Origin of the sequence: Thalassovita sp. (assembly GCF_963691685.1) — a bacterium.
Classification (GTDB): Bacteria; Pseudomonadota; Alphaproteobacteria; order Rhodobacterales; family Rhodobacteraceae; genus Thalassobius.
On record NZ_OY829290.1, the window covers coordinates 4344342 to 4365291 of the forward strand.

A 20950-nucleotide genomic window follows, 5' to 3' on the forward strand; every position below is an offset into this window, starting at 1 on the left:
ATGTTCGACATTCTTAGCATCACCTTCCCGATCTTCGCCACCATTGCGCTGGGATACTGCGCGGTACGCTTTGGCGTCTTTGCCCAGAGCGATATGAAGATCCTTGGCAAATACGTGTTGAACATCGCACTGCCGGCGCTGCTGTGTGGTGCGGTGGCGAAACGCGATCTGGCTGACGTTCTGCAACTGGACTACGCGCTGGTCTTTGCCCTCGGCGGCTTGGCCACCTTTGGTCTGGTCTATCTGGTGCTGTGGCTGCAGGGCACCGGGCCCGCACGGCGCGCGATTGGCGCGATGGGCAGCTGTTGCCCCAACTCGGCCTATGTGGGCTATCCGGTGATGCTGCTGATCCTACCGGACCATGCCGGTATCGTCCTGGCACTGAACTTCATCGTGGAAAACTTCCTGCTGATCCCTCTGGGTCTGATGTTCCTGGAGGGCGCGCGTGACCGGGATGATCGCACCAAGCTGCAGATGCTGGGCGGGCTGTTCCTATCCATCCTGAAACGGCCGATGTTCATTGGGCTGTTGACCGGGCTGCTGCTGCTTCTGCTGGATATTGATCTGCCGGATGCGGGTTATCGCCTGCTGGATATGCTGGCCGCATCGGCATCCGCCTTGGCGCTGGTGATGATCGGCGGTTCGCTGGTCGGGCTGCCGCTGCGGGGGGAAATGTCACTGGCGGTGCAGATCCTGATCGGCAAGCTGATCGTGAACCCGGCGATGGTGATCCTTGCCGCTGCGCTCTTGCCGCTCATCGGCATGCCAGCGCTCAGCCCGGATATGTGGACCGCGGTGGTGGTCTCCGCCGCGATGCCAATGCTGGTGCTCTATGTGGTCTTTGCGCAGGAATACGGCCACGAGGGCGTGGCCTCCATCGCGCTTCTGGCCGCAACGGTGGGGGCGTTTTTCACGCTCTCCACCCTGCTGTTTGTCCTGACCTGACGCCTGACGCTTTGCCTCAGGAGGAGGCCGCCAGCGCCTGATCCATCAGCGCCTTGATGGTGCTTTTCTTGGTATCTGCCACGATGCGGCCAATCTCAGCGTCGCCCCGCAGCGCCACCAGGGTGGAGCGGCGGGGGATCCGCAGCTCTTTCACCAGATCGGAGCGGCCAAACTGATCCCAGTCAACGTTGATGAAGGTGATCTTCTCCGCATATTCGGGGTTTTCCGCCATCAGCGCCGTGATCGCACGTTCCTGCGCCGCACAGGTCGAACACCAATCCGCCTTGAAGTCGAGGAAGACCACCTCACCCTTCGCCAGATGCGCCTTGGCCAGACCTTCGGTGTAGTCCAGCGGTTCTGCCCAAGCGGCACCAGCACTCAACACAGCAGCGGCTCCAAGGGCCATAAAATCGCGACGTTTCATAATCTTATCCTTCTTCAGAAGCGAACAGAGAGATCCTGCAACCAATAGGGCAAGGCGTTCACCGCCCAGGCCTCAGCATAATGTTGCAGACGGAATAACAAGGCCAAACCAACCGCCAGGAACACGATGCCCATGACCGGACGCGCCTTTTCGGCGATCAAGCGCATGACGCCTTTGTGGCGGATCAACAGCCCGCGTGCGCCATAGCCCAGCGCCAGAATGATCGAACCTACGCCAGCGGCAAAGCTGACCATGATCGCCCCCGCCCAAAGCAGGCTCCCCCCTTGTGAGGCCAGTGAGATAGCGCCGCCCAATGTAGGGCCGATACAGGGGCTCCAAACCGCGCCCAGCAGCAGGCCACCCAGAAACTGACCGCGCAGGCTGGTGTGATCAACGCTGTTCATCTGACCATCGGCCGAGGCTGCGATGCCCGCGGTTGCGGTGCTGAATGCGGTGGAAAACCGTGGCACCAGCAGGATCAGACCAAAGCCGATCATCAATACCGCGCCCGCGTCAGAAATCATCTGCGCATCAATGCCTAGGGCAAAACCAAAGCCGCTGACCAACAGGCCGAAGCTGACAAAGCTGACCCCCATACCCAATGCCAGCGCTACGGGCCCCAGCCGATGCGCCTGCAAGGCACCCGCCAGAACAATCGGCAGCACTGGCAGCACGCAGGGGTTAATCAGGGTCAACAGACCGGCAAGATATCCAAACACCAATTCCATGGTGCCAAAATGCTAGGACCGGCGCGCAAAGTCATTCGACAATACCCTGACGCGGGATCACGTCCTCGTGGGGGATTATGTCGCTTTCTGCTTGGAGAGCTGCACCGCCAGAATGCCCGCTGCGATCACCGCCACACCGATCACATCCAGCACACCCAGAGTTTCGCCCAGCAAGGCGGCGGCAATCGCCACGCCGAAAAACGGGTTGAGGAAGTGGAAGGTTGCCGCCTTCACCGCGCCAATGCGATTGACCAAGGTGAACCAGACCCAGGTTGCCGCCAACCCCGGCACAAATGTGGTGTAGAGGAACGCGACGATAAGCTGCCAGCTGAGCGTCACCTCCATCGTTTCCAACATCGCTGCGGGCACGGCCAGAACGGCGGAACCGATCAGCATTTGCAGGCCAACGATGACCATCACATTGCCCCCGGAGGACGCACCGCGCACCGCCAGCGTGGCAATGGTCAGCGCTACGGCGGCGATGAAACACAGGGCGACCCCCAGCATATCAACACCCGCCCCCATCCGCGCGCCCATGATCAGAACCACCCCGATGATGCCCAGGATCAGGCCACCCATGGCAAGTTTCGGCAGTTTTTCACGGAACACCACCCAACCGGCAACCGCCACCATCAGCGGCATTGTTGAGGCGATGATCGACGCGAGTGAGGCTTCAACCCACTGCATCGCAACAAAATTCAGGCCAAGGTACAGCGCGTTCTGACAGACGCCGAACAGGATCGTGGCGCGCCATTGTGCAGGGGTCAGACGGAAACTCTGCCCCAGCGCGCGGGCAATGGCGATGCCGATCAACCCCGACACCAGAAAGCGCAAAGACAGCGATGCCATCGGCGGCGCATATTCCACAATCACCCGCGCGGAGGTGAACGCCGAAGACCACATGAAGGCAAAGGCCAGTCCCAGCCCAATCGCACCTGCGTTCATTCCTTGCCCTGCCTTCTGCCTGATGATTTCCTGCGCGCCAGCTAACACGCGCAAATCAGCAATCACAAGCCGCAGAACTACGGAGGGGACGATGCAGCAAACAGGACCAGATGCGGGAATGATCACCTGGGTCTATTGCAAAGATCTGGAGGAGGCCGCCCGGTTCTACGGTGACTTGCTAGGGTTGCCGCTGTGGCGCGATGCAGGTGCGGCGCGGATCTATCAGGCGGGGGAACAGGCGCTGATCGGCGTGTGCCGGGAGTTTGAAAACCGCCGCGTCAACCCGGAGGGTGGAATGATCACCCTGCTGCGCGAGGATGTGGATGGCTGGTATTCCCGGCTACAGGCCAAGGGCGCCACATTGCATGGCGCCCCGGAAAAGATCGAACAGTTCGGCATCTACAGCTTCTTCTGCGAAGATCCGAACGGCTATGTGATTGAGGTGCAGAAATTCCTGTGATCCCCCACCGCCATCACAAACCGGCCTCACGCAAACCTGACGGACACGCCGCCATCTGCCGATAGCGGCGCCCCGGTCACGAAGGACGCACGATCTGACAGCAGGAAACAGGCGGCTTGGGCAATTTCAACAGGCTGCGCCATCCGCTGCATCGGGTGCAGGCTGGAAATATAGTCATGCGCTGCCGGATCATCGTCTGCCATCGCGGTTTTGGTGCCCCCCGGCAGCAGTGCATTTACCCGGATCCCCTCCGCCGCATGATCAGCGGCAAGGGATTGGACCAACCCGTTGAGCCCCGCCTTGGCAGCGGCATAGGCCGCCATGCCCGGCAGTCCCGCGTTGCTGGTGCCCACAAAGGATGAGGTAAAGACCATCGCGCCGCCGCCGCGCCGCTGCAGCGCTGGCAGCTGTGCCTTCGCCGCGTAAAAGGCGCTGGTCAGGTTGGTTTCGATAACGCTGTGCCAAGTTGTGTTGGCCATGTCGGCAACCGGCGACATTTCCCCGACCATGCCGACGTTGTTGAAGGCCCCATCCAATCCGCCAAATGCCGCCTCAGCCCGGGCCACAAGGGTCACGGCAAACTCAGGGTCCGTCACATCGCCGACCACAGCGATGGCCTTGCCGTTTGACTGAGTGATCTGGCCGGCGACCTGGTCCAACTCAGATGCGCGCCGGGCGGCGATCACAAGGTTTGCACCCTCTTGGGCAAATAGCATCGCCGCTGCGGCGCCAATGCCGCTGCTGGCCCCGGTGATAAGGATCGTTTTGTCTGAAAGTTCCACTGCAAGCTCCTGTTCAAAATTGTTGCCTGCATCTTGTGCCAAAGCGGCGAAACCCTTTGCGATCTGGATCATGCTGCAAGGCCGGGTGACAGGTCGGATCCGCAAGAAACGGAGTGGAATGCAAAAAGGGCCGCCCTGAGGCGACCCTTTCCGTAATTCTGACAGATGCAGACTTAGGCGTTTACGCTGTCTTTCAGCGCTTTCGCGATGGTCATTTTCACAACCTTGTCCGCTTCTTTTTTGATCTGCTCACCGGTGGCAGGGTTGCGCACCATGCGCTCGGGGCGCTCACGGCAGTAGATTTTGCCGATGCCGGGCAGGGTTACGGCACCGCCGCCCGATACTTCTTTGGTGATGATCGATACAACAGCGTCCAGTGCAGCGCTTGCGGTTTTCTTTTCCGCGCCCATTTTCTCGGCCAGCGCAGCTACCAGCTGAGTCTTGGTCATCGGTTTTGCCATTTTTTAGGTCTCCTTAATTCGCCCGATCACTTGGGCCTCTTCGCGCATAGTTAACGTTATATAGCGTATAAACACAACGAATTGTGTTCTGCAACCACGCCAAAACTAGCAAAAAACACTGGTTTACCCTCAGTCACAGGAACGCTGTTTCATCGAAACTGCGCAGTTTCCGACTATGGATGCGTTCCAACGGCATATTTCTTAGCCTTTCCATGGCCCGAATGCCAATAAGCAAATGCCTCGAAACCTGTGTTTTATAGAAGTCTGAGGCCATTCCCGGCAGTTTCAGCTCCCCATGCAGCGGTTTATCGCTCACACAGAGCAAAGTTCCGTATGGAACCCGAAACCGGAAGCCATTTGCCGCGATAGTGGCGCTTTCCATATCAAGGGCGATGGCACGCGACTGGCTGAGGCGCTGAACAGGTCCGGTTTGATCGCGCAGCTCCCAGTTTCGGTTATCAAGACTGGCCACAGTCCCGGTGCGCATGACCCGTTTCAGGTCATAGCCATCCAGCTGCGTTTCCTCAGCCACGGCCTGTTCCATCGCCACCTGAATTTCCGCCAAAGCCGGCACCGGCACCCAGACCGGCAGGTCATCATCCAGCACCTTATCTTCGCGCAGATAGGCGTGGGCGAGGACAAAATCACCAAGGCTCTGGCTGGAGCGCAGCCCGGCACAATGGCCGACCATGATCCAGGCGTGTGGCCGCAGCACCGCAATGTGATCGGTGGCGGTTTTGGCGTTTGACGGTCCCACCCCGATATTGACCAGCGTGATGCCCGACCCATCCGCCCGCTTCAGGTGGTAGGTTGGCATCTGCGGCATCTTCTCAGACTTGGCCAAGACCTGATCGGCCGCCGTGATCTCAGCGTTGCCGGTGGCAACAAAGGCGGTATAGCCGCTGTCAGGATCCGCCAACATCTTGCGGGCGTATGCCTCAAATTCGGACACATAGAACTGGTAGTTGGTGAACAACACGTGGTTCTGGAAATGCTCAGGGTCCGTCGCGGTATAATGGCTGAGACGGGCCAGTGAGTAATCCACCCGCTGCGCCGTAAACGGGCCTAGGGGCATCGTGCCATCTGCGGGCACCTCATAGGTGCCGTTCACGATGTCATCATTGGTGGTGTTGAGATCCGGCACATCAAAGACATCACGCAGAATGAACTGCGCAGCACCTTCCTGTGGCACGGTGATGTCGCCCTGACCGGCCACCGCAAAATGCACCGGGATCGGCGTGGTCGACAGGCCCACCTCCACCGCAACGCCGTGGTTGTGGATCAACAGGCCAATCTGTTGCTGCAGGTAATTGCGGAACAGATCCGGGCGGGTGATTGTGGCGGCAAAAGTGCCGGGCTGTGACACATGGCCAAAGCTCAGGCGGCTGTCGACCTTGGCATGGGTGACCGTGGTGATCCGCACCTCAGGATAAAACGCCCGATACCGGCGATCTGCCTGGCCCGAGGCCAAAGTAGCGCGGAAATGCTGTGACAGAAATTCCGTCGCCCCGCGATAAAGCAACTCCAGCCGATCAACGGCTTCGGCTGCGTCTGAAAACTGTTCTGCGGCCGGCAGTACCGGCGTTTCAATCAAAACATCCTGTGAAGTATTGGGCATTGCGCGTTCCCTTTTTCGCCTGACGTTGACATGGGTAGATCACAGGTTCAACCATTCCCCGTGACAAAGCGGCAGATGCGGCAACAAAAGAAGGGCGCGCGGGGGGCTTAATGCCTCACGGCAGAATGTCTCAACGCTCTCTTTGGTATGGAGGTCTTTCACCTCTGCACGGATTTCGCCATTCTGACCGTAACACCGCAAGATGCGCCCGGGTGCCGCCGCGCCCGCCGACGTTTGAGGACCGATGAGCTACGATCTATCCCGCTTTGTGCAGGCGCAATCCCGCAACTATGACGATGCCGCGCGTGAAATCTCGCAGGGCCGCAAGCTGACCCATTGGATGTGGTACATCTACCCGCAGCTGGTTGGTCTGGGCCGGTCGGACTACGCGATTTACTATGGGATTGAAAACCTGGCAGAGGCAGAGGCCTATCTGCACCATGATGTGCTGGGTCCACGTCTGGTGCACATGATGGATCTGCTGTTGCAGCATCTGGATCAACCCGCTGAAATGATCATGGGCAAGGTCGACGCCAGAAAGCTGCGCAGTTCAGCGACGCTCTTTGCCACAGTCAAAGAGGCGCCACCGGTCTTTGCCCAAGTGCTGGATATGTTTTATGACGGGCAGCGCTGCGAGGTGACCGATGCCCTGTTAGGGCCGGATTCAGCCTAGAGGACACATAGAAAATAGGGACGACATGACCAAGACACTGCTTTCTTTCGGCCATGGATTTTCCGCTGTGGCGCTGGCGGCACGGCTGGTGCCGCAGGGCTGGCGCATCATCGGCACCACACGCAAGGCTGAAAAATGTGATGCGCTGCACGCCGCCGGAGTTGAGCCGGTGCTCTGGGACGAAGATCTGAGCGATCACATCGCGAGTGCCAGTCACCTGCTGATCTCAGCCGGTCCCGGGCCTGACGGCGATCCCGTTTTGAACCACTACCGTGATCAGATCGCTGCCCGCGCAACTGCGTTTGATTGGGTGGGTTACCTCTCGACGACGGGTGTTTATGGCGACCATCAGGGTGGCTGGGTGGATGAGGCAACGCCACTGACCCCTTCGACCAAACGCGGCCAACTGCGGGTCGAGGCCGAAGCTGCCTGGCAAGCACTCCCAAACCTGCCCCTGCATATTTTCCGTTTGGCCGGGATCTACGGCCCCGGCCGTGGCCCCTTTGCCAAAGTGCGCAATGGAACCGCGCGGCGGATCATCAAAGAGGGCCAGGTTTTCAGCCGCATTCATGTCGAAGACATCGCACAGGTGCTGGAGGCCTCCATCAACCGGCCAAATCCCGGCGCCGCCTATAACCTCTGCGACAATGATCCGGCCCCGCCCGAAGATGTCATCGCCTATGCCGCGGAGCTGTTGCAGATGCCGGTGCCCGAAGCCGTTGATTTTGAAACCGCCGAGATGACGCCAATGGCGCGCAGTTTCTACGCTGAGTCCAAGCGGGTGCGGAACGACCGGATCAAGGACGAATTGGGGGTCGTGCTGAAATACCCCGATTATCGCAGCGGTTTGTCCGCGCTGCTGAAGGCGGAACAGCAGACATAGAAATGGCCCCGATGGGGCCATTCTTGTCAGCGCGAAAACTTTGTTAGTTCAGCAAGCGGGTTGGCTCTGGGGTGGTCGAGCTGAGCGCGGCCAGCAAAACCACGGCAACCATGATACCCATCACGGCAAGACCGCTGTCCGACGAAGTGGCTGCTGCGGCTTCAATAACTTCTGGATCCATTACGGCTGGATCAACACTGCCGGCAAAGGCAGGAACAGTCATTGCAGCAATGGCAAGAGTGGCGGTGGCGAGACGTTTCATCGAGGGCTCCCTAAAATACGATTCTATTATCCGGCCATAGTGGTGCCGGTTTCACCCGCTTCGCTCAAGCAAAGGGGGCTCTCCCTCAGTTATGAATCCTAGGCTGTTGATTTTGCGCCGCAGTATCGTTTTACGTGCGCAGCGCGATGCTGCACACGTAAGGTTTATTAGGTCTGAACCGTTCCAGACGTCGCGTTAGTACATCGATGATGAGCTGCCGCTGCTCAAGGCAGCCAGAATGATGATGGTCACCATGATGCCCAGCACGATGAAACCTTCATCCGATGGGGCGGCAGCCGCATTTTCGATCACGGCAGGATCCATATTGGCAGCTTTGGCAGCCGGACCCTCATCAGCGATCACAGGGGATGCCAGTGTGGCCATCAGAGCGGTGGCAACAAACAGTTTCTTCATTTCAATTCCTCCAGTTGGATTGGGTGAATTTGAAACGCCGAAGATGGGCGGAAGCCGCCCACCATAAACCGAGGAACCCTAGAAACGGGTACGGGTCAAACCTGCAGATATACCGATACTTAGGTGGGCACAGGCGTCGTGCTGGTGCTGCTGAGTGCAGTCAGCAACAGAACGGCAACCATAATCCCTAGAACAACCATTCCCCCATCGGATGAGGCGGCAGCGGCCTCGATCACTTCGGGATCCATCGCAGCCGCTTCAACGTTCCCGGCAAACGCGGGGGCACAAAATGCAGAAAGGCTGGCAACAGAGGCGAGCAGTGTCTTCATCATCAAATCTCCAAAACAGGCTTCTGCCGGTCACGGCCGGCGCTTCAGGTTGGCTTTGAATAAACGTGGAGCAGCCCCACAAAGCCGATAAAGAATTTGAACTGGTATCTAACCAAACTGCCCCAAAATCCGAAAAAAAATCAATGTTTTTCCGGTTTTGGACCGATTTGACGTCAAATTCGTCCGTTTTGGCCCCTGATAACGCAAAACGCTACCCCTAGAGGTAGCGCTCTATAAGCTTTGAGTTGTGCTGCGAGTCAGGCGCGCTTTTCACCAATCGAGGCGATGTTCAGCGTTTTGAGCACCTTGGCCTCAATATCCGACGCATTCAGCCCCGCCACATCATACATGGCTTTCGGGCTGGCCTGATCGATGAAGATGTCCGGCAGCACCATCGAACGGTACTTCAGACCGTGATCAAAAACGCCCTCTTCGGCCAGGAACTGCGCCACGTGGCTGCCGAAACCGCCAATGGCGCCTTCTTCAATCGTCAGCAGAACCTCATGGTTCGCAGCCAGATCGCGGATCAGATCCTCATCCAGCGGTTTGGCGAAACGGGCGTCAGCCACGGTTGGGGTGATCCCCTTAGCCGCCAGCCGGTCACAGGCCTGCATGACCTCTTGCAGGCGGGTGCCGAAGGACAGGATCGCCACACGGCTGCCCTCCTGAATGATGCGGCCCTTACCAATTTCCAGCGGGGTGCCACGTTCGGGCAGGTCGATGCCGACGCCTTCACCACGCGGGTAGCGGAAGGCAATCGGCCCCTCATCATGCGCGGCGGCGGTCGCCACCATATGCATCAGCTCAGCCTCATCCGCCGCAGCCATGACCACCATACCTGGCAGGTTTGCCAGATAGGCCACATCAAAACTGCCCGCATGGGTGGCCCCGTCAGCGCCAACCAGACCGGCGCGGTCGATGGCGAAACGCACGGGCAGCCGCTGAATGGCCACATCATGCACCACCTGATCATAGCCGCGCTGCAGGAAGGTCGAATACATCGCGCAGAACGGCTTCATTCCCCCGGCCGCCAGACCGGCGGCGAAGGTCACGCCATGCTGTTCGGCAATGCCCACATCAAAACAACGGCTGGGGTAGCGTTCCGCGAACAGACCCAGACCGGTGCCATCCGGCATCGCAGCCGTGACTGCGGTAATCTTGTCATCCACCGCAGCCTCTGCCAGCAGGGCCTTGGAAAACACGCTGGTATAGCTGGGCGCATTGGACGCGGCTTTATGCTGCTTGCCGGTCAGCACATCAAACTTGGCCGTGGCGTGACCCTTGTCCGATGCGGCTTCGGCCGGGGCGTAGCCCTTACCCTTTTTGGTTTGCACGTGGATCAGCACCGGGCCTGTCGCGCGCGCCTTCAAAGTGCGCATGACCTGCAACAGCTGCGGCATGTCGTGACCATCAACCGGCCCCACATAGGTGAAGCCCAGTTCCTCAAACAGCGTGCCGCCAATGGTCATGCCTTTCAGCATTTCCTTGGCGCGTTTGGCGCCCTCACGGAAAGGTTCCGGCAACAGGCTAACCGCCCCTTTGGCGGCCTGCTTGATATCCTGCAACGGCTCAACAGTATAAAGGCGGTTCAGATAGTTGGACAGCGCGCCCACCGGCGGGGCGATCGACATGTCATTGTCATTCAGCACCACAAACAGACGTTTGCCCAAGTGACCCGCGTTGTTCATCGCCTCAAAGGCCATACCAGCCGACATGGAGCCATCGCCGATCACTGCAATGGCATCACCAAGACCCGCCTCGGGGCTGCCGCCCAGATCCCGCGCCACGGCAAAGCCAAGACCTGCCGAGATCGAGGTGGAGCTATGCGCCGCGCCAAAGGGATCATAGGGCGATTCCGAGCGTTTGGTGAAACCAGACAACCCATCCTGCTGACGCAGGGTGCGGATCCGGTCACGACGGCCGGTGATGATCTTATGCGGGTAGCTCTGGTGACTGACGTCCCAGATCAGTTTGTCCCGCGGGGTATCAAAGACCGAATGGATCGCCACGGTCAGCTCAACCACCCCCAGGCCCGCGCCCAAATGGCCGCCGGTTTCCGACACGGCGGAAATGGTTTCCTGCCGCAACTCATCCGCAATCTGGCGCAGCTGAGCGTCGTTGAAACGCTTCAGATCGGCAGGCACATTCACCTGGTCCAAAAGCGGTGTATTGGGTCTATCTGACATGGCCCCCTCCGGGGTGGGATTCTAGCTGTGTCGCGAGATAACGAAACGCGCTGCTTGCTGCAAGGTTTCGCCCTCGTCTCCGTAAGAGACTAGCGCATCACAGGCCTCTTGCACGAGGGTTTGCGCGCGGGATTTTGCCGCATCCAACCCCAGCAGCGAAACGAAGGTCGCTTTGCCGGCATCGGCGTCTTTGCCAACCGCCTTGCCAACGGTTTCCGCATCCCCTTCGACGTCCAGCACATCGTCCCAGATCTGAAAGGCAAGCCCCAGTTTCTGGGCATAGATGCTCAGCGCTTCGGTGTCCGCCCCCGCCAGCACCGCGCCAGCACAGGCCGACCATTCGATCAGCGCCCCGGTTTTCCCGGCCTGCAGTTCGGTGATCTGGTCCAGCGTCAGCGGTGTTGCCGCCGTTTCAGCCGCAATATCAAGCGCCTGCCCTTTGACCATGCCCTCAGCCCCCACCGCGCGGGCCATCCGCAGCACCAGTTCCGCGCGTACCAACGGATCGGCTGAGGCTTCTGGCCGCGCCAACAATTCAAACGCCAGCGTCTGCAACGCATCGCCCGCCAGAACCGCGGTGGCCTCATCCCATTTCACATGGACGGTCGGCAAGCCGCGCCGCAGGTCATCATCATCCATCGCCGGCAGATCATCATGCACCAGCGAATAGGCATGCAGCGCCTCAACCGAGGCCGCAGCCCAGATCGCCTGTTCCGGCGCAATCCCGTGCAACCGGGCGCTTTCCAACACCAGAAAGGCCCGCAGCCGTTTACCGCCCGCGCTGGCATAGGACATCGCCTGCACTACCGGCAGATCGCCCATGGAACCAATCACATCATCCAGATGCGCCTGCACCTGCGATGCGGCGTCTTTCAAACGGGTTTCAAACACTTAAAGACCTTCGACCGCATTCAGGCCGTTGGGCTGGCCTTCCCCATCCAAAGTGATCGCAGCCACTTTTTCCTCGGCCTCTTTCAGCTTGGCTTCGCAGCGCTTCTTCAGCTCTGCGCCGCGCTCATAGAGCTTGATGGAATCCTCAAGCGCAACATCGCCACGCTCCAGCTGGCCAACAACGGTTTCCAGCTCTCGCATCGCATCTTCAAAGCTCATCTCACTGACGGGTTTCTCGCTCATGCGGCCTCTCCATCCAAACCTGATCGTTACGCGCTGTCAGACCATATTTTGCGGGTGAAGTCGAGACCGGCGCCCGCGCCACGATGGCGCTTTAATCCGGCGCCAGCATGTAGCCTGCACCGCGCACCGTTTGCAGATACCGCGGCTGTTTCGGATCGCTTTCCAACTTGCGCCTCAGCCGGGTGATCTGCACATCCACAGCACGTTCCTGCGCCTGGCCCCGGTCACGGCCCAGATCCTCCACCAGCTTGGCCCGGCTGATCGCCTCACCGGGCAAGGCCGAGAAAATTTTCATCAGCTGGCTTTCGGTGGCGGTCAAACGCACAATCTCATCGCCGCGCCACAGTTCGCCGCGATCAATATCGTAGCGGATCGGGCCAAGGCTCAGCACCTTGGGGGCTGCATCCTTGGCCTCTGGCTCGGGCATACGGCGCAGAATGGCATTGATCCGCAACAGCAGCTCTTTGGGCTCAAAGGGTTTTGACAGGTAGTCATCGGCCCCCGCCTCCAACCCGGCAATCCGGTCGGTGGTTTCGCCCTTGGCGGTCAACAGCAGGATCGGGGTGCTCATGGTCTGGCGCAGATCGCGGGTCAGGCTGACGCCATCCTCACCGGGCATCATCACGTCCATCACGATCATATCGAAATCAAGCCCCGACAACAGCCGCCGCGCATGCGCCGCATCACGCGCCGCCGACACCAGGAAACCATTACGGATCAGAAACTTCTGCAACAGGCTGCGGATCCGCTCATCATCATCGACAATCAGCAGGTGGGCGTCTACGTCACTCATGCGCCGCTCTCCCTCAGGGCGTGGTATTTGCGGCGCATTTCAGGATCCATCATCGCCTCCAGAACCTGCCGGAACCCGGCCACCGCCTGCGGCCCCGCAGCCCGGTAAGCCGCACGCATACGGGCGCGTTGGGCATCAGACAGTTTGCGCTCCAGCTCCTGACCTGCATCGGTCAGGTACAGATTGCGCTCGCGCTTGTCGCTGACCCCAACGCGGCTTTCAACCAGCCCATCTTCAATCAGGGTCCGCAGCACCCGGTTCAGCGACTGTTTGGTAACCCCCAGCAGGATCAGCAGGTTGTTCACCGTTGTGCCCGGGGCACGGTTGATAAAGTGGATGGCCCGGTGATGGGCGCGGCCGTAGGCCATGCCGGTCAAAATCCGATCAGGATCCGCGGTAAATCCACGATAGGCGAAGAACATCGCCTCGATCCCCTGTCGCAGCTGCTCATCCGTCAGAAAGAGGAGATTCTCGCCCGTACCAACGTCGCTCATCCAATCCTCCAAAACTCACCTACTGCCAATGGTTTCATCAGCTTATGTCAGTCTTATTGACTTTCCAAGATCGGAATGCTACCGAATCGCAGTTTTCGCGCAAGAATATGTCCGGTCCGGTCCAATTCGGCGCAATTTTCGCAAACACCCCATCTAGGGCAGGAGAGACGACAATGGCCGGTTATGACGATCGCGACGGCAAGATCTGGATGAATGGCAAACTGGTGGAATGGCGTGACGCCAATGTTCACATTCTCAGCCACGCGCTGCACTATGCCTCCTCGGTGTTCGAAGGGGAACGCTGCTACAACGGCAAGATCTTCAAATCGGTGGAACACTCCGAACGTCTGATCAAATCAGCCGAACTCTTGGACATGGAAATCCCCTACTCGGTCGAAGAACTGGAAGCCGCCAAATACGAAGTGCTGAAGGCCAACGGCTGGCAGGACGCCTACGTACGGGCTGTCGCCTGGCGCGGCGCGGGTGAAGACATGGGTGTTGCGTCGCGCAAGAACCCGGTGCAGGTCGCCGTCGCTGCCTGGGAATGGGGCAACTACTATGGCGACGCCAAGATGAAGGGCGCCAAACTCGACATCGCCAAATGGCGCCGTCCTGACCCCGCCACCATCCCGCATGAAGCCAAAGCCGCCGGCCTCTACATGATCTGCACCATGTCGAAACACGCCGCCGAAGACAAAGGCTGCTCGGACGCAATGATGTATGACTACCGCGGCTATGTGGCCGAGGCGACCGGCGCCAACATCTTCTTCGTGAAAGACGGCGAAGTGCACACACCCAAGCCTGACGCCTTCCTGAACGGCATCACCCGCCAGACCGTGGTTGGCATGCTGAAAGAGCGCGGCGTGAACGTCATCGAACGCCACATCCTGCCGGAAGAGCTGGCCTCCTTCGAACAGTGCTGGCTGACCGGCACCGCCGCCGAGGTCACCCCGGTGGGCCAGATCGGCGATTTCACCTTTGAGGTCGGCACGCTGACCCGTGAAATTTCTGAGGCCTATGAGGCGCTGGTGCGCGCCTGATCCATCAGGACCAACTGACAGCAAAGGCGGCCCCAATGCGGAGGCCGCCTTTTTCATGTCTTTCAATGATCCCCAAATACTCCGGCCGGAGGCCCCGAGAAACAAAGCGCGCGCCCCGAAGGGCGCGCACCGTTTAGTTTCGCGATGGTGAGGTCAGGTTAACCCGGGCTCATCCCGCGCAGACGCTCGGAGCGACGGCGCAACAGTTCCACCGTGGTCAGCAGACCGATTGAGATCACAACAAGGATCGTCGCCACCGCCAGAATGGTCGGTGAGATCTGCTCGCGCAGGCCGGTGAACATCTGCCATGGCAGCGTCTTCTGGCTGGCCGAGCCGACAAACAGCACCACAACCACTTCGTCAAACGAGGTGATGAAGGCGAAAAGGCCACCTGAGATCACGCCGGGCAGGATCAGCGGCATCTGCACCTTGAAGAAGGTGGTCACCGGGTTCGCCCCCATATTCGCCGCCGCACGGGTCAGTGAGTTGTCAAAACCCACCAGCGTTGCGGTGACGGTGATGATCACGAAGGGAATGCCCAGCACAGCATGCGCCAGTACCACTTTGATGTAGCCCACAAAGGTCTTGTCGAGGCCCAGCGATCCTTCCAGCCAGTTGCCGATCTGGCTATAGAAGAAGAACATGCCGGTGGCCGAAATGATCAACGGCACAATCATCGGCGAAATCAGGATCGCCATGATCGCCCGTTTGAACGGCACGTGGCTCTGGCTGAGGCCAATGGCCGCCAGGGTGCCCAGGCTCACCGAGATGACCGTCGCAATCGGCGCGATGATCAGCGAGTTCTTGAATGAGCGCTGCCATTCATTGTTGGTGAAGAAGTCGCGGTAGTGCTTCAGCGAATAGCCTTCCGGATCCAGACGCAGCATTTCAGGCGTAAAGGTAAAGAAGTCCTGCGCGTTGAACGACAGCGGCATCACCACCAGGATCGGTGTGATCAGGAAGGTAAAGATCGCCCCACAGATCACCCGGAAGGTATAGTGCCACAGCACCTGGCGCGGTGTCAGGTAGGGCAGCAGACGCTGACGATAGCGCCCTTCGTAAAGCCAGTAGATGAACCAGTGGAACAGCCAGCCAAAGACGGCGCCCAGGATCACCCCCGGCACACCGCCGAAGACAAAGCCCAGAACAGACAGCAGCGCGATGGAGATCCACTTGGCTAGGCCTTCGTTTTTCAGGCCGAAGATGAAGACCGCAGCCATGGCCACGATCAGCGCCGCACCGATCACGATGCCGGCAAGGCCGGATCCGTTTGCAGTGCCAACAAAGAGCCCCAGCAGCGCCCCGGCCGCGCCCACAGTGGGCATGACCAGTGACATGGGTTTGCGAGAGATGGGAGTAAGTGCAGCCATGTTCGTTACCCCAGCTTCACGTTGTCGATGCCAACGATCTTATCGTAGGCCCAGTAAAGGATCAGAACCACCGCCAGCAGAATGGTGCCAAGCGCCGCTGCCAGACCCCAGTTCAGTGAGCTGGAGATGTGGTATGCGATCCGGTTCGAGATGAAGACACCTTTGGTGCCGCCGACGATTTCAGGCGTGATGTAGTAGCCAATCGCCAGAATAAACACGAGGATCGACCCCGCCCCGATGCCCGGAATGGACTGCGGGAAGTAGACGCGCCAGAAGGCCGTCCAATCGGTGGCGCCCATCGATTTTGCAGCGCGCACGTAATAAGGTTTGATCGTCTGCATCACCGAATACATCGGCAGGATCATGAACGGCAGCAAGATGTGGGTCATCGCGATGATCGTACCGGTCTGGTTGTTGATCAGCACAAGGCGTGAGTCATCCGCAACCATGCCAAGCCACACCAGCACCTCATTGACCACCCCCTGTTGTTGCAGCATCACTTTCCACGCCGAGGTTCGCACCAGAAGCGATGTCCAGAAGGGCAGCAACACCAGGATCATCAGGATGTTGGCGGTGCGCATCGGCAGGTTGGCCAGAATCCAGGCCACCGGGTAGCCAAGAATGATACAGGACACGGTGATGATCACCGACATGATCAGCGTCCGCTGGAACAGCTTGATCAGGATCTGCTTGTCTTCGGGCTGCGATTGCGCGCCCTCAGGGGTACGGCGCATGTCCACGGCGTTCAGGAAATAGCCGTTTGTCAGCCGCACAGAATGCGTTTTGATCGTCCGCCAGGTCTCAACATCGCCCCACTTCTTGTCGATATCGATGATCTTTTCTTTGAAAGGCGCATCGGCTGCAGGGTCGAGTTTTTTCAGTTTGCGGCCGGATTTTCTGAACAGCGACGACATGCCGGTCTGCTCATAGTTCAGACGGGTGCCCAGACGTGTGTGTTTTTTGGCTTCAATCGCAGCGACCATATCGGTGGCGAAGGCTGCATAAAGCGCCTCATCCGGCAATTCGCCGCTTTCGGCGTCCCAATTGCGCAGTTCAACCACGGTCAGCGGCAGCGTATCAGCGACGATGTCATTTTCCACTGAGCGGAACAGCATCGAGCCGATAGGAATGATGAATGAAACCAGGACGAAGATCAGCAGCGGTGCAATCAGCATCAATGCTCGCATCTTCTGGCGGCGAAGGGCGCGGCTGAGGCTGCGCTTTAGCGGTGTGCCGTCTGCGGCCAACACTGGGCCCGTAGCTTGGCCGGTATCGGTTGTAACGCTCATGGTGTCCCCGTCGGAAATTTGGTGTGGATGGGCCGTACGTTGCGGCCCATCCTTTATATCAAAGCTGAAAGTTCAGCTTCTTACTTGGCCAGCCAAGCCTGGAATTTCGCGTCGATATCGTCGCGATAGTCCGCCCAGAACTCATAGTTGTTCAGGAAGGTGTTCTTGGCGTTCGCCGGATCGGTCGGCATGTGCGGCGCCATGTCGATGCCCAGTTCGGCGTGCTTACCTACCAGCGGCGCCGAGGAGGCACGGGCCGGACCGTAGGAGATGTACTTGGCCTGATCCGCCAGACGCTGGGTGTCGGTGGCGAAGTAGATGTAGTCCAGAGCACGGGCTTTGCGCTCTTCGCTCAGACCGGCGGGGATGATCCAGCCGTCGATGTCAAACACCTGAGCGTCCCACAGCATAGCAACCGGCTGTTTCTGCTCTTCGATGACCGAGAACAGACGACCGTTGAAGGTCGAGCCCATTACGATTTCGCCGTCAGCCAGCAGCTGAGGGGTGTCGGCGCCAGCGGACCACCAGATGGTCTGGTCTTTGATGGTGTCCAGTTTCGCCAGTGCGCGGTCCTGACCTTCGGAAGTTTCCAGAACTTCGTAGATCTCGTCCTTCGGAACACCGTCACACAGCAGCGCCCATTCTACGTTGCCGATCGGCTTTTTCGCCAGCGCGCGCTTGCCCGGGTAGGCTTCCAGGTCAAAGACGTCACAGACCGAGCTGGGCGGGGTGTCGCCAACCAGGTCGGTGCGGTAGCCAAAGGTGGTCGAGAATACGATCTGCGGGATGAAGCAGTCGGAAACCAGCATTGCGCCGAAGTCATCTTCGGCCGAAGTGCCATCAGGTGCAGGGGCCAGCATGGTGTTGAAGTCGATTTCTTCGGCCAGGCCTTCGTCACACAGACGCATCGCGTCAGCGGCTTCAACGTCCACAACATCCCAGGTCACGTTGCCAGCTTCGTTCATGGCGCGCAGCTTCGATACCGCTTCACCCGAGCTGTCGTCGTTGATGATGGTCACGCCGGTGTTCGCCGAATAGGGCTCGTGATAGGCCTTCAGCTGCGACTTGGAGTAGGCACCACCCCAGGACACGATGGTCATTTCGTTGGCCATATCAGCCGCCGCCACTGCGCCAGCTGCGAAAGCCAGAGCGGTAGAGGTCATAAAGATCTTGGTGAGTTTCATACTTATTCTCCCAGAGTTGATCCCGTTAATTTATTGTTTGGGCCCGTCGTCACGGGGGAAACGACAAAGGGCCTCAGGCGGTCTGCACCCCCACTAGGGGGATGCAGAAGTTGTCCGCATCACGCGTCGAGCGCGCGACAATCCTGCGGCAGCCAGCCGATCTCGATCTGCTGACCTGGCTGCAGGCGCACCTGGTCCGGGGCGTTACGGGTCTTGACGATGAACTCGTCATTGCCAGCAACCCGCAGACGGGTGCGGAAAATGTCACCCATGTAGATGAATTCCAGCACTTCGGCTTTCAGGGTGTGGGCGCCATCTTGCAGACGCTCTTTGTTAAATTCGACGCGCTCAGGACGGATCGACACGCGGGTGCGATCGCCAACGGCGCTGACATTGACCGGCTTGGCGTCGATCAGTTCACCGTCGTCCAGTTTCACAACACATTTGTCACCGCTCATTTCAGTAACCACACCTTCGAGGGTGTTGTTTTCACCGATGAACTGCGCAACGAAGCTGTTCTTGGGCTCCTCATAGAGCGTGTCTGGCGGATCCAGCTGCTGAATGCGGCCATCATCAAACACCGCAACGCGGTCTGACATGGTCAGCGCTTCGGTCTGGTCGTGGGTCACGTAAACCGTGGTGATGCCCAGCTCATGGGCCAGGCGGGTGATCTCGAACTGCATGTGTTCACGCAGCTGCTTGTCCAGCGCGCCCAGCGGTTCGTCCATCAGAACCAGTTCCGGTTCAAACACCAGCGCACGGGCCAGAGCGATCCGCTGCTGCTGACCACCGGACAGCTGCGCCGGACGACGGCCGCCAAAGGCCCCCATCTGGACCATGTCCAAGGCGCGCTTCACCTTCGCCTCACGGTCAGATTTGCCCATCTTGCGCACTTCCAGCGGGAAGGACAGGTTTTCGGCAACCGTCATGTGAGGGAACAGAGCGTAGTTCTGGAACACCATCCCGATGCCGCGCTTGTGCGGGGGGATGTTGTTGATCGGACGCCCATCAAGAAGGATTTCGCCGTGGGTGGCGGTTTCAAAACCGGCCAGCATCATCAGGCATGTGGTTTTTCCGGACCCCGACGGGCCAAGCATCGTTAGAAACTCGCCCTTGGGCATGGAAAGGTTCAGGTCTTTTACGACCAGGTTTTCACCGTCGTAACTCTTTTGCACGCGTTCGAAGGCGACAAAAGCATCGCTAGAAGATCCGTCAGGCAAAGCAACTCCCCGCTTTTATGTTCGGCGATTTTCTCGCTCGTTTCCCAAGACTAAAACGCGACTTCCGTTAGGTTGCAACCAGATCGCGGCATTTTTGAGCAAAAAAGCGACGTCCTTCGTCGCATTTAGCCTTTTGACTGACGCGAATTCGATCAGGTGGCTTCGCCGATTCCAGCAATCCGCACCCGCATCAGACCGTTGTATACAAGTGGTTCACTGCCCCGACGGCAAGATTCCTAGCCGCGGTTCGGTCAGCGAAGTGACCACCAAGCGCCCATCGGGCAAATCGACAGCGCCTGTGATCAAAGCATAGGCACCGGTGGGATCCTGCAGGGTCTGAAGTACCGCGCCAGACGAATCAGTTCGAATCAAAAAACCATAACGTGTGGGTGCCGGCTTCATCGCATCAGGCAGGCGCATCACCATCCGGCGTAGGAACGGTGATCCGGACAAACGGTCCATGATCGCATTTCGCGGGCTGACCAGCCCCATGGCGAAACTGCCATCGCTCAGCCGGTTCAGGTTGTCGGGAAACCCGGGCAGATCCTTCAGGATGACCTCCCCCGCGCCACCATCGATCGGATAGCGCCACATACGGTAGCCGCCGGTTTCCAGAACCAGTATCGCGCTTTCATCTTCGGTCAGCGCCAGCCCATTGGCGAAGCTCAGGCCGGTTGCAAGCACCTCGGTCACGCCGCTGACAGGATCAAAGCGCAGCACCCGCCCCGTTGCAGAATGCTCCACCAGATCCAACACCGATGCCGCCAGCGTGCTGCCCTCTGCCGCGGCAGAGAAACGCATCGAACTGTCGGTGAAATAGATCCGGCCATCGGACGCAATATCCAGATCATTGGCATACAGGATCGGTGTGCCATCAACTTGATCGGTCAACAGGCGCAGCTGCCCATCCGCAGATACCGCCATTAGGCCACGGAAGGCATCCGCCACATACAGCACCCCATCCGGGCCAAATTCGATCCCCAGCGGCCGACCGCCGGTATTCACCCAGACCTCTGCCGGGCCATCCACAGTGCTGCGCAAGACCTCCCCGTCATGGGTGGCCATATAGATCAGTCCATCCGGGCCGATATCCGCATCCTCGGGCCCTTTGCGCCCCTGCAGATCCACAAATCGCAGCCAAGCCAAGCCGTCATTGGGCGCAAAATCCCCGACATACCCGGGGTTTTGCGGCGCCTCCCAGGCCACTGGATCAACAGAGACCGGCCAAAAACACAAATAGGCCCCACCCAAAATCAGGATGAGGCCTATGAATTTCGCAAGTGCACGCATGATATCCCCCCTCAGGTTCAGGGGGC

At 59.2% G+C, this 20950-nt stretch carries 24 protein-coding genes; 5 read left to right on the top strand and 19 right to left on the bottom strand.

The window, feature by feature from the left end:
• Nucleotides 1–945: an AEC family transporter gene (locus tag ACORLH_RS21115; RefSeq protein ID WP_321830306.1), complete on the top strand. Its 945-nt coding sequence runs from the start codon at nucleotides 1–3 to the stop codon at nucleotides 943–945.
• A 16-nt stretch (nucleotides 946–961) separates the two neighbouring features.
• Here the strand turns inward: ACORLH_RS21115 and ACORLH_RS21120 are convergent, their stop codons facing one another.
• From ACORLH_RS21120 to ACORLH_RS21130, 3 genes are all read right to left on the bottom strand, one after another.
• Nucleotides 962–1369: a thioredoxin family protein gene (locus ACORLH_RS21120; protein WP_321830307.1), complete on the bottom strand. Its 408-nt coding sequence runs from the start codon at nucleotides 1367–1369 to the stop codon at nucleotides 962–964.
• Between the two features lie 14 nt (nucleotides 1370–1383).
• Nucleotides 1384–2097, bottom strand: coding sequence for a cytochrome c biogenesis CcdA family protein (locus ACORLH_RS21125; RefSeq protein WP_321830308.1), 714 nt, complete (start codon nucleotides 2095–2097; stop codon nucleotides 1384–1386).
• Nucleotides 2098–2172: 75 nt separating this feature from the next.
• The gene (locus tag ACORLH_RS21130; protein ID WP_321830309.1) at nucleotides 2173–3042 is read right to left on the bottom strand and encodes a DMT family transporter; all 870 of its coding nucleotides are present in this window, start codon (nucleotides 3040–3042) and stop codon (nucleotides 2173–2175) included.
• Nucleotides 3043–3133: 91 nt separating this feature from the next.
• On the opposite strand from ACORLH_RS21130, the gene ACORLH_RS21135 reads away from it, so the two are divergent.
• Nucleotides 3134–3502, top strand: coding sequence for a VOC family protein (locus tag ACORLH_RS21135; protein ID WP_321830310.1), 369 nt, complete (start codon nucleotides 3134–3136; stop codon nucleotides 3500–3502).
• A 26-nt stretch (nucleotides 3503–3528) separates the two neighbouring features.
• Here the strand turns inward: ACORLH_RS21135 and ACORLH_RS21140 are convergent, their stop codons facing one another.
• The 3 genes from ACORLH_RS21140 to ACORLH_RS21150 form a co-directional block, all read right to left on the bottom strand.
• Nucleotides 3529–4284 carry an SDR family oxidoreductase gene (locus ACORLH_RS21140; RefSeq protein WP_321830311.1) on the bottom strand — a complete coding sequence of 252 codons (756 nt, stop codon included), beginning with the start codon at nucleotides 4282–4284 and terminating at the stop codon, nucleotides 3529–3531.
• 173 nt (nucleotides 4285–4457) lie between these two features.
• On the bottom strand, nucleotides 4458–4745 hold the full coding sequence (locus ACORLH_RS21145; RefSeq protein ID WP_321830312.1) for an HU family DNA-binding protein: 288 nt from the start codon (nucleotides 4743–4745) through the stop codon (nucleotides 4458–4460).
• Nucleotides 4746–4878: 133 nt separating this feature from the next.
• A complete protein-coding gene (locus tag ACORLH_RS21150) occupies nucleotides 4879–6363 on the bottom strand; it encodes an AMP nucleosidase (RefSeq protein ID WP_321830313.1) in 1485 nt (494 codons plus the stop codon).
• A gap of 244 nt (nucleotides 6364–6607) precedes the next feature.
• On the opposite strand from ACORLH_RS21150, the gene ACORLH_RS21155 reads away from it, so the two are divergent.
• Both ACORLH_RS21155 and ACORLH_RS21160 read left to right on the top strand, forming a co-directional pair.
• Nucleotides 6608–7036, top strand: a complete 429-nt coding sequence (locus ACORLH_RS21155) for a DUF1810 domain-containing protein (RefSeq protein ID WP_321830314.1) — start codon at nucleotides 6608–6610, stop codon at nucleotides 7034–7036.
• 25 nt (nucleotides 7037–7061) lie between these two features.
• Nucleotides 7062–7919: an SDR family oxidoreductase gene (locus tag ACORLH_RS21160; RefSeq protein WP_321830316.1), complete on the top strand. Its 858-nt coding sequence runs from the start codon at nucleotides 7062–7064 to the stop codon at nucleotides 7917–7919.
• A 43-nt stretch (nucleotides 7920–7962) separates the two neighbouring features.
• On the opposite strand, the gene ACORLH_RS21165 is transcribed toward ACORLH_RS21160, so the two are convergent.
• The 8 genes from ACORLH_RS21165 to ACORLH_RS21200 form a co-directional block, all read right to left on the bottom strand.
• On the bottom strand, nucleotides 7963–8181 hold the full coding sequence (locus ACORLH_RS21165; RefSeq protein ID WP_321830317.1) for a hypothetical protein: 219 nt from the start codon (nucleotides 8179–8181) through the stop codon (nucleotides 7963–7965).
• 195 nt (nucleotides 8182–8376) lie between these two features.
• Nucleotides 8377–8595 carry a hypothetical protein gene (locus tag ACORLH_RS21170; protein WP_321830318.1) on the bottom strand — a complete coding sequence of 73 codons (219 nt, stop codon included), beginning with the start codon at nucleotides 8593–8595 and terminating at the stop codon, nucleotides 8377–8379.
• Nucleotides 8596–8714: 119 nt separating this feature from the next.
• Nucleotides 8715–8927 carry a hypothetical protein gene (locus ACORLH_RS21175; protein WP_321830319.1) on the bottom strand — a complete coding sequence of 71 codons (213 nt, stop codon included), beginning with the start codon at nucleotides 8925–8927 and terminating at the stop codon, nucleotides 8715–8717.
• Nucleotides 8928–9181: 254 nt separating this feature from the next.
• The gene (gene dxs, locus ACORLH_RS21180) at nucleotides 9182–11110 is read right to left on the bottom strand and encodes a 1-deoxy-D-xylulose-5-phosphate synthase (protein ID WP_321830320.1); all 1929 of its coding nucleotides are present in this window, start codon (nucleotides 11108–11110) and stop codon (nucleotides 9182–9184) included.
• Nucleotides 11111–11131: 21 nt separating this feature from the next.
• Nucleotides 11132–12001, bottom strand: a complete 870-nt coding sequence (locus ACORLH_RS21185) for a farnesyl diphosphate synthase (protein ID WP_321830321.1) — start codon at nucleotides 11999–12001, stop codon at nucleotides 11132–11134.
• Nucleotides 12002–12244, bottom strand: coding sequence for an exodeoxyribonuclease VII small subunit (locus tag ACORLH_RS21190; RefSeq protein ID WP_321830322.1), 243 nt, complete (start codon nucleotides 12242–12244; stop codon nucleotides 12002–12004).
• A 91-nt stretch (nucleotides 12245–12335) separates the two neighbouring features.
• Complete coding sequence (locus ACORLH_RS21195) at nucleotides 12336–13037, bottom strand: response regulator (RefSeq protein WP_321830323.1); 702 nt, start codon at nucleotides 13035–13037, stop codon at nucleotides 12336–12338.
• Nucleotides 13034–13531, bottom strand: coding sequence for a MarR family winged helix-turn-helix transcriptional regulator (locus tag ACORLH_RS21200; RefSeq protein WP_058243611.1), 498 nt, complete (start codon nucleotides 13529–13531; stop codon nucleotides 13034–13036). The genes ACORLH_RS21195 and ACORLH_RS21200 overlap by 4 nt, the downstream gene beginning before the upstream one ends.
• Before the next feature lie 173 nt (nucleotides 13532–13704).
• Here ACORLH_RS21200 and ACORLH_RS21205 point away from each other — a divergent pair, with 173 nt between their 5' ends.
• Nucleotides 13705–14571: a branched-chain amino acid aminotransferase gene (locus ACORLH_RS21205; protein ID WP_321830325.1), complete on the top strand. Its 867-nt coding sequence runs from the start codon at nucleotides 13705–13707 to the stop codon at nucleotides 14569–14571.
• 158 nt (nucleotides 14572–14729) lie between these two features.
• Here ACORLH_RS21205 and ACORLH_RS21210 read toward each other — a convergent pair whose 3' ends face one another.
• The 5 genes from ACORLH_RS21210 to ACORLH_RS21230 form a co-directional block, all read right to left on the bottom strand.
• On the bottom strand, nucleotides 14730–15941 hold the full coding sequence (locus tag ACORLH_RS21210; protein WP_321830326.1) for an ABC transporter permease: 1212 nt from the start codon (nucleotides 15939–15941) through the stop codon (nucleotides 14730–14732).
• Between the two features lie 5 nt (nucleotides 15942–15946).
• Nucleotides 15947–17230 (bottom strand): ABC transporter permease, encoded by a 1284-nt coding sequence (locus ACORLH_RS21215; protein WP_058243608.1) that lies wholly within the window; start codon nucleotides 17228–17230, stop codon nucleotides 15947–15949.
• Between the two features lie 80 nt (nucleotides 17231–17310).
• Nucleotides 17311–18414 (bottom strand): extracellular solute-binding protein, encoded by a 1104-nt coding sequence (locus tag ACORLH_RS21220; protein WP_321830327.1) that lies wholly within the window; start codon nucleotides 18412–18414, stop codon nucleotides 17311–17313.
• 119 nt (nucleotides 18415–18533) lie between these two features.
• Nucleotides 18534–19634, bottom strand: a complete 1101-nt coding sequence (locus ACORLH_RS21225; RefSeq protein ID WP_321830328.1) for an ABC transporter ATP-binding protein — start codon at nucleotides 19632–19634, stop codon at nucleotides 18534–18536.
• A 213-nt stretch (nucleotides 19635–19847) separates the two neighbouring features.
• Complete coding sequence (locus ACORLH_RS21230; RefSeq protein WP_321830329.1) at nucleotides 19848–20924, bottom strand: SMP-30/gluconolactonase/LRE family protein; 1077 nt, start codon at nucleotides 20922–20924, stop codon at nucleotides 19848–19850.
• Nucleotides 20925–20950 lie beyond the last annotated feature (26 nt).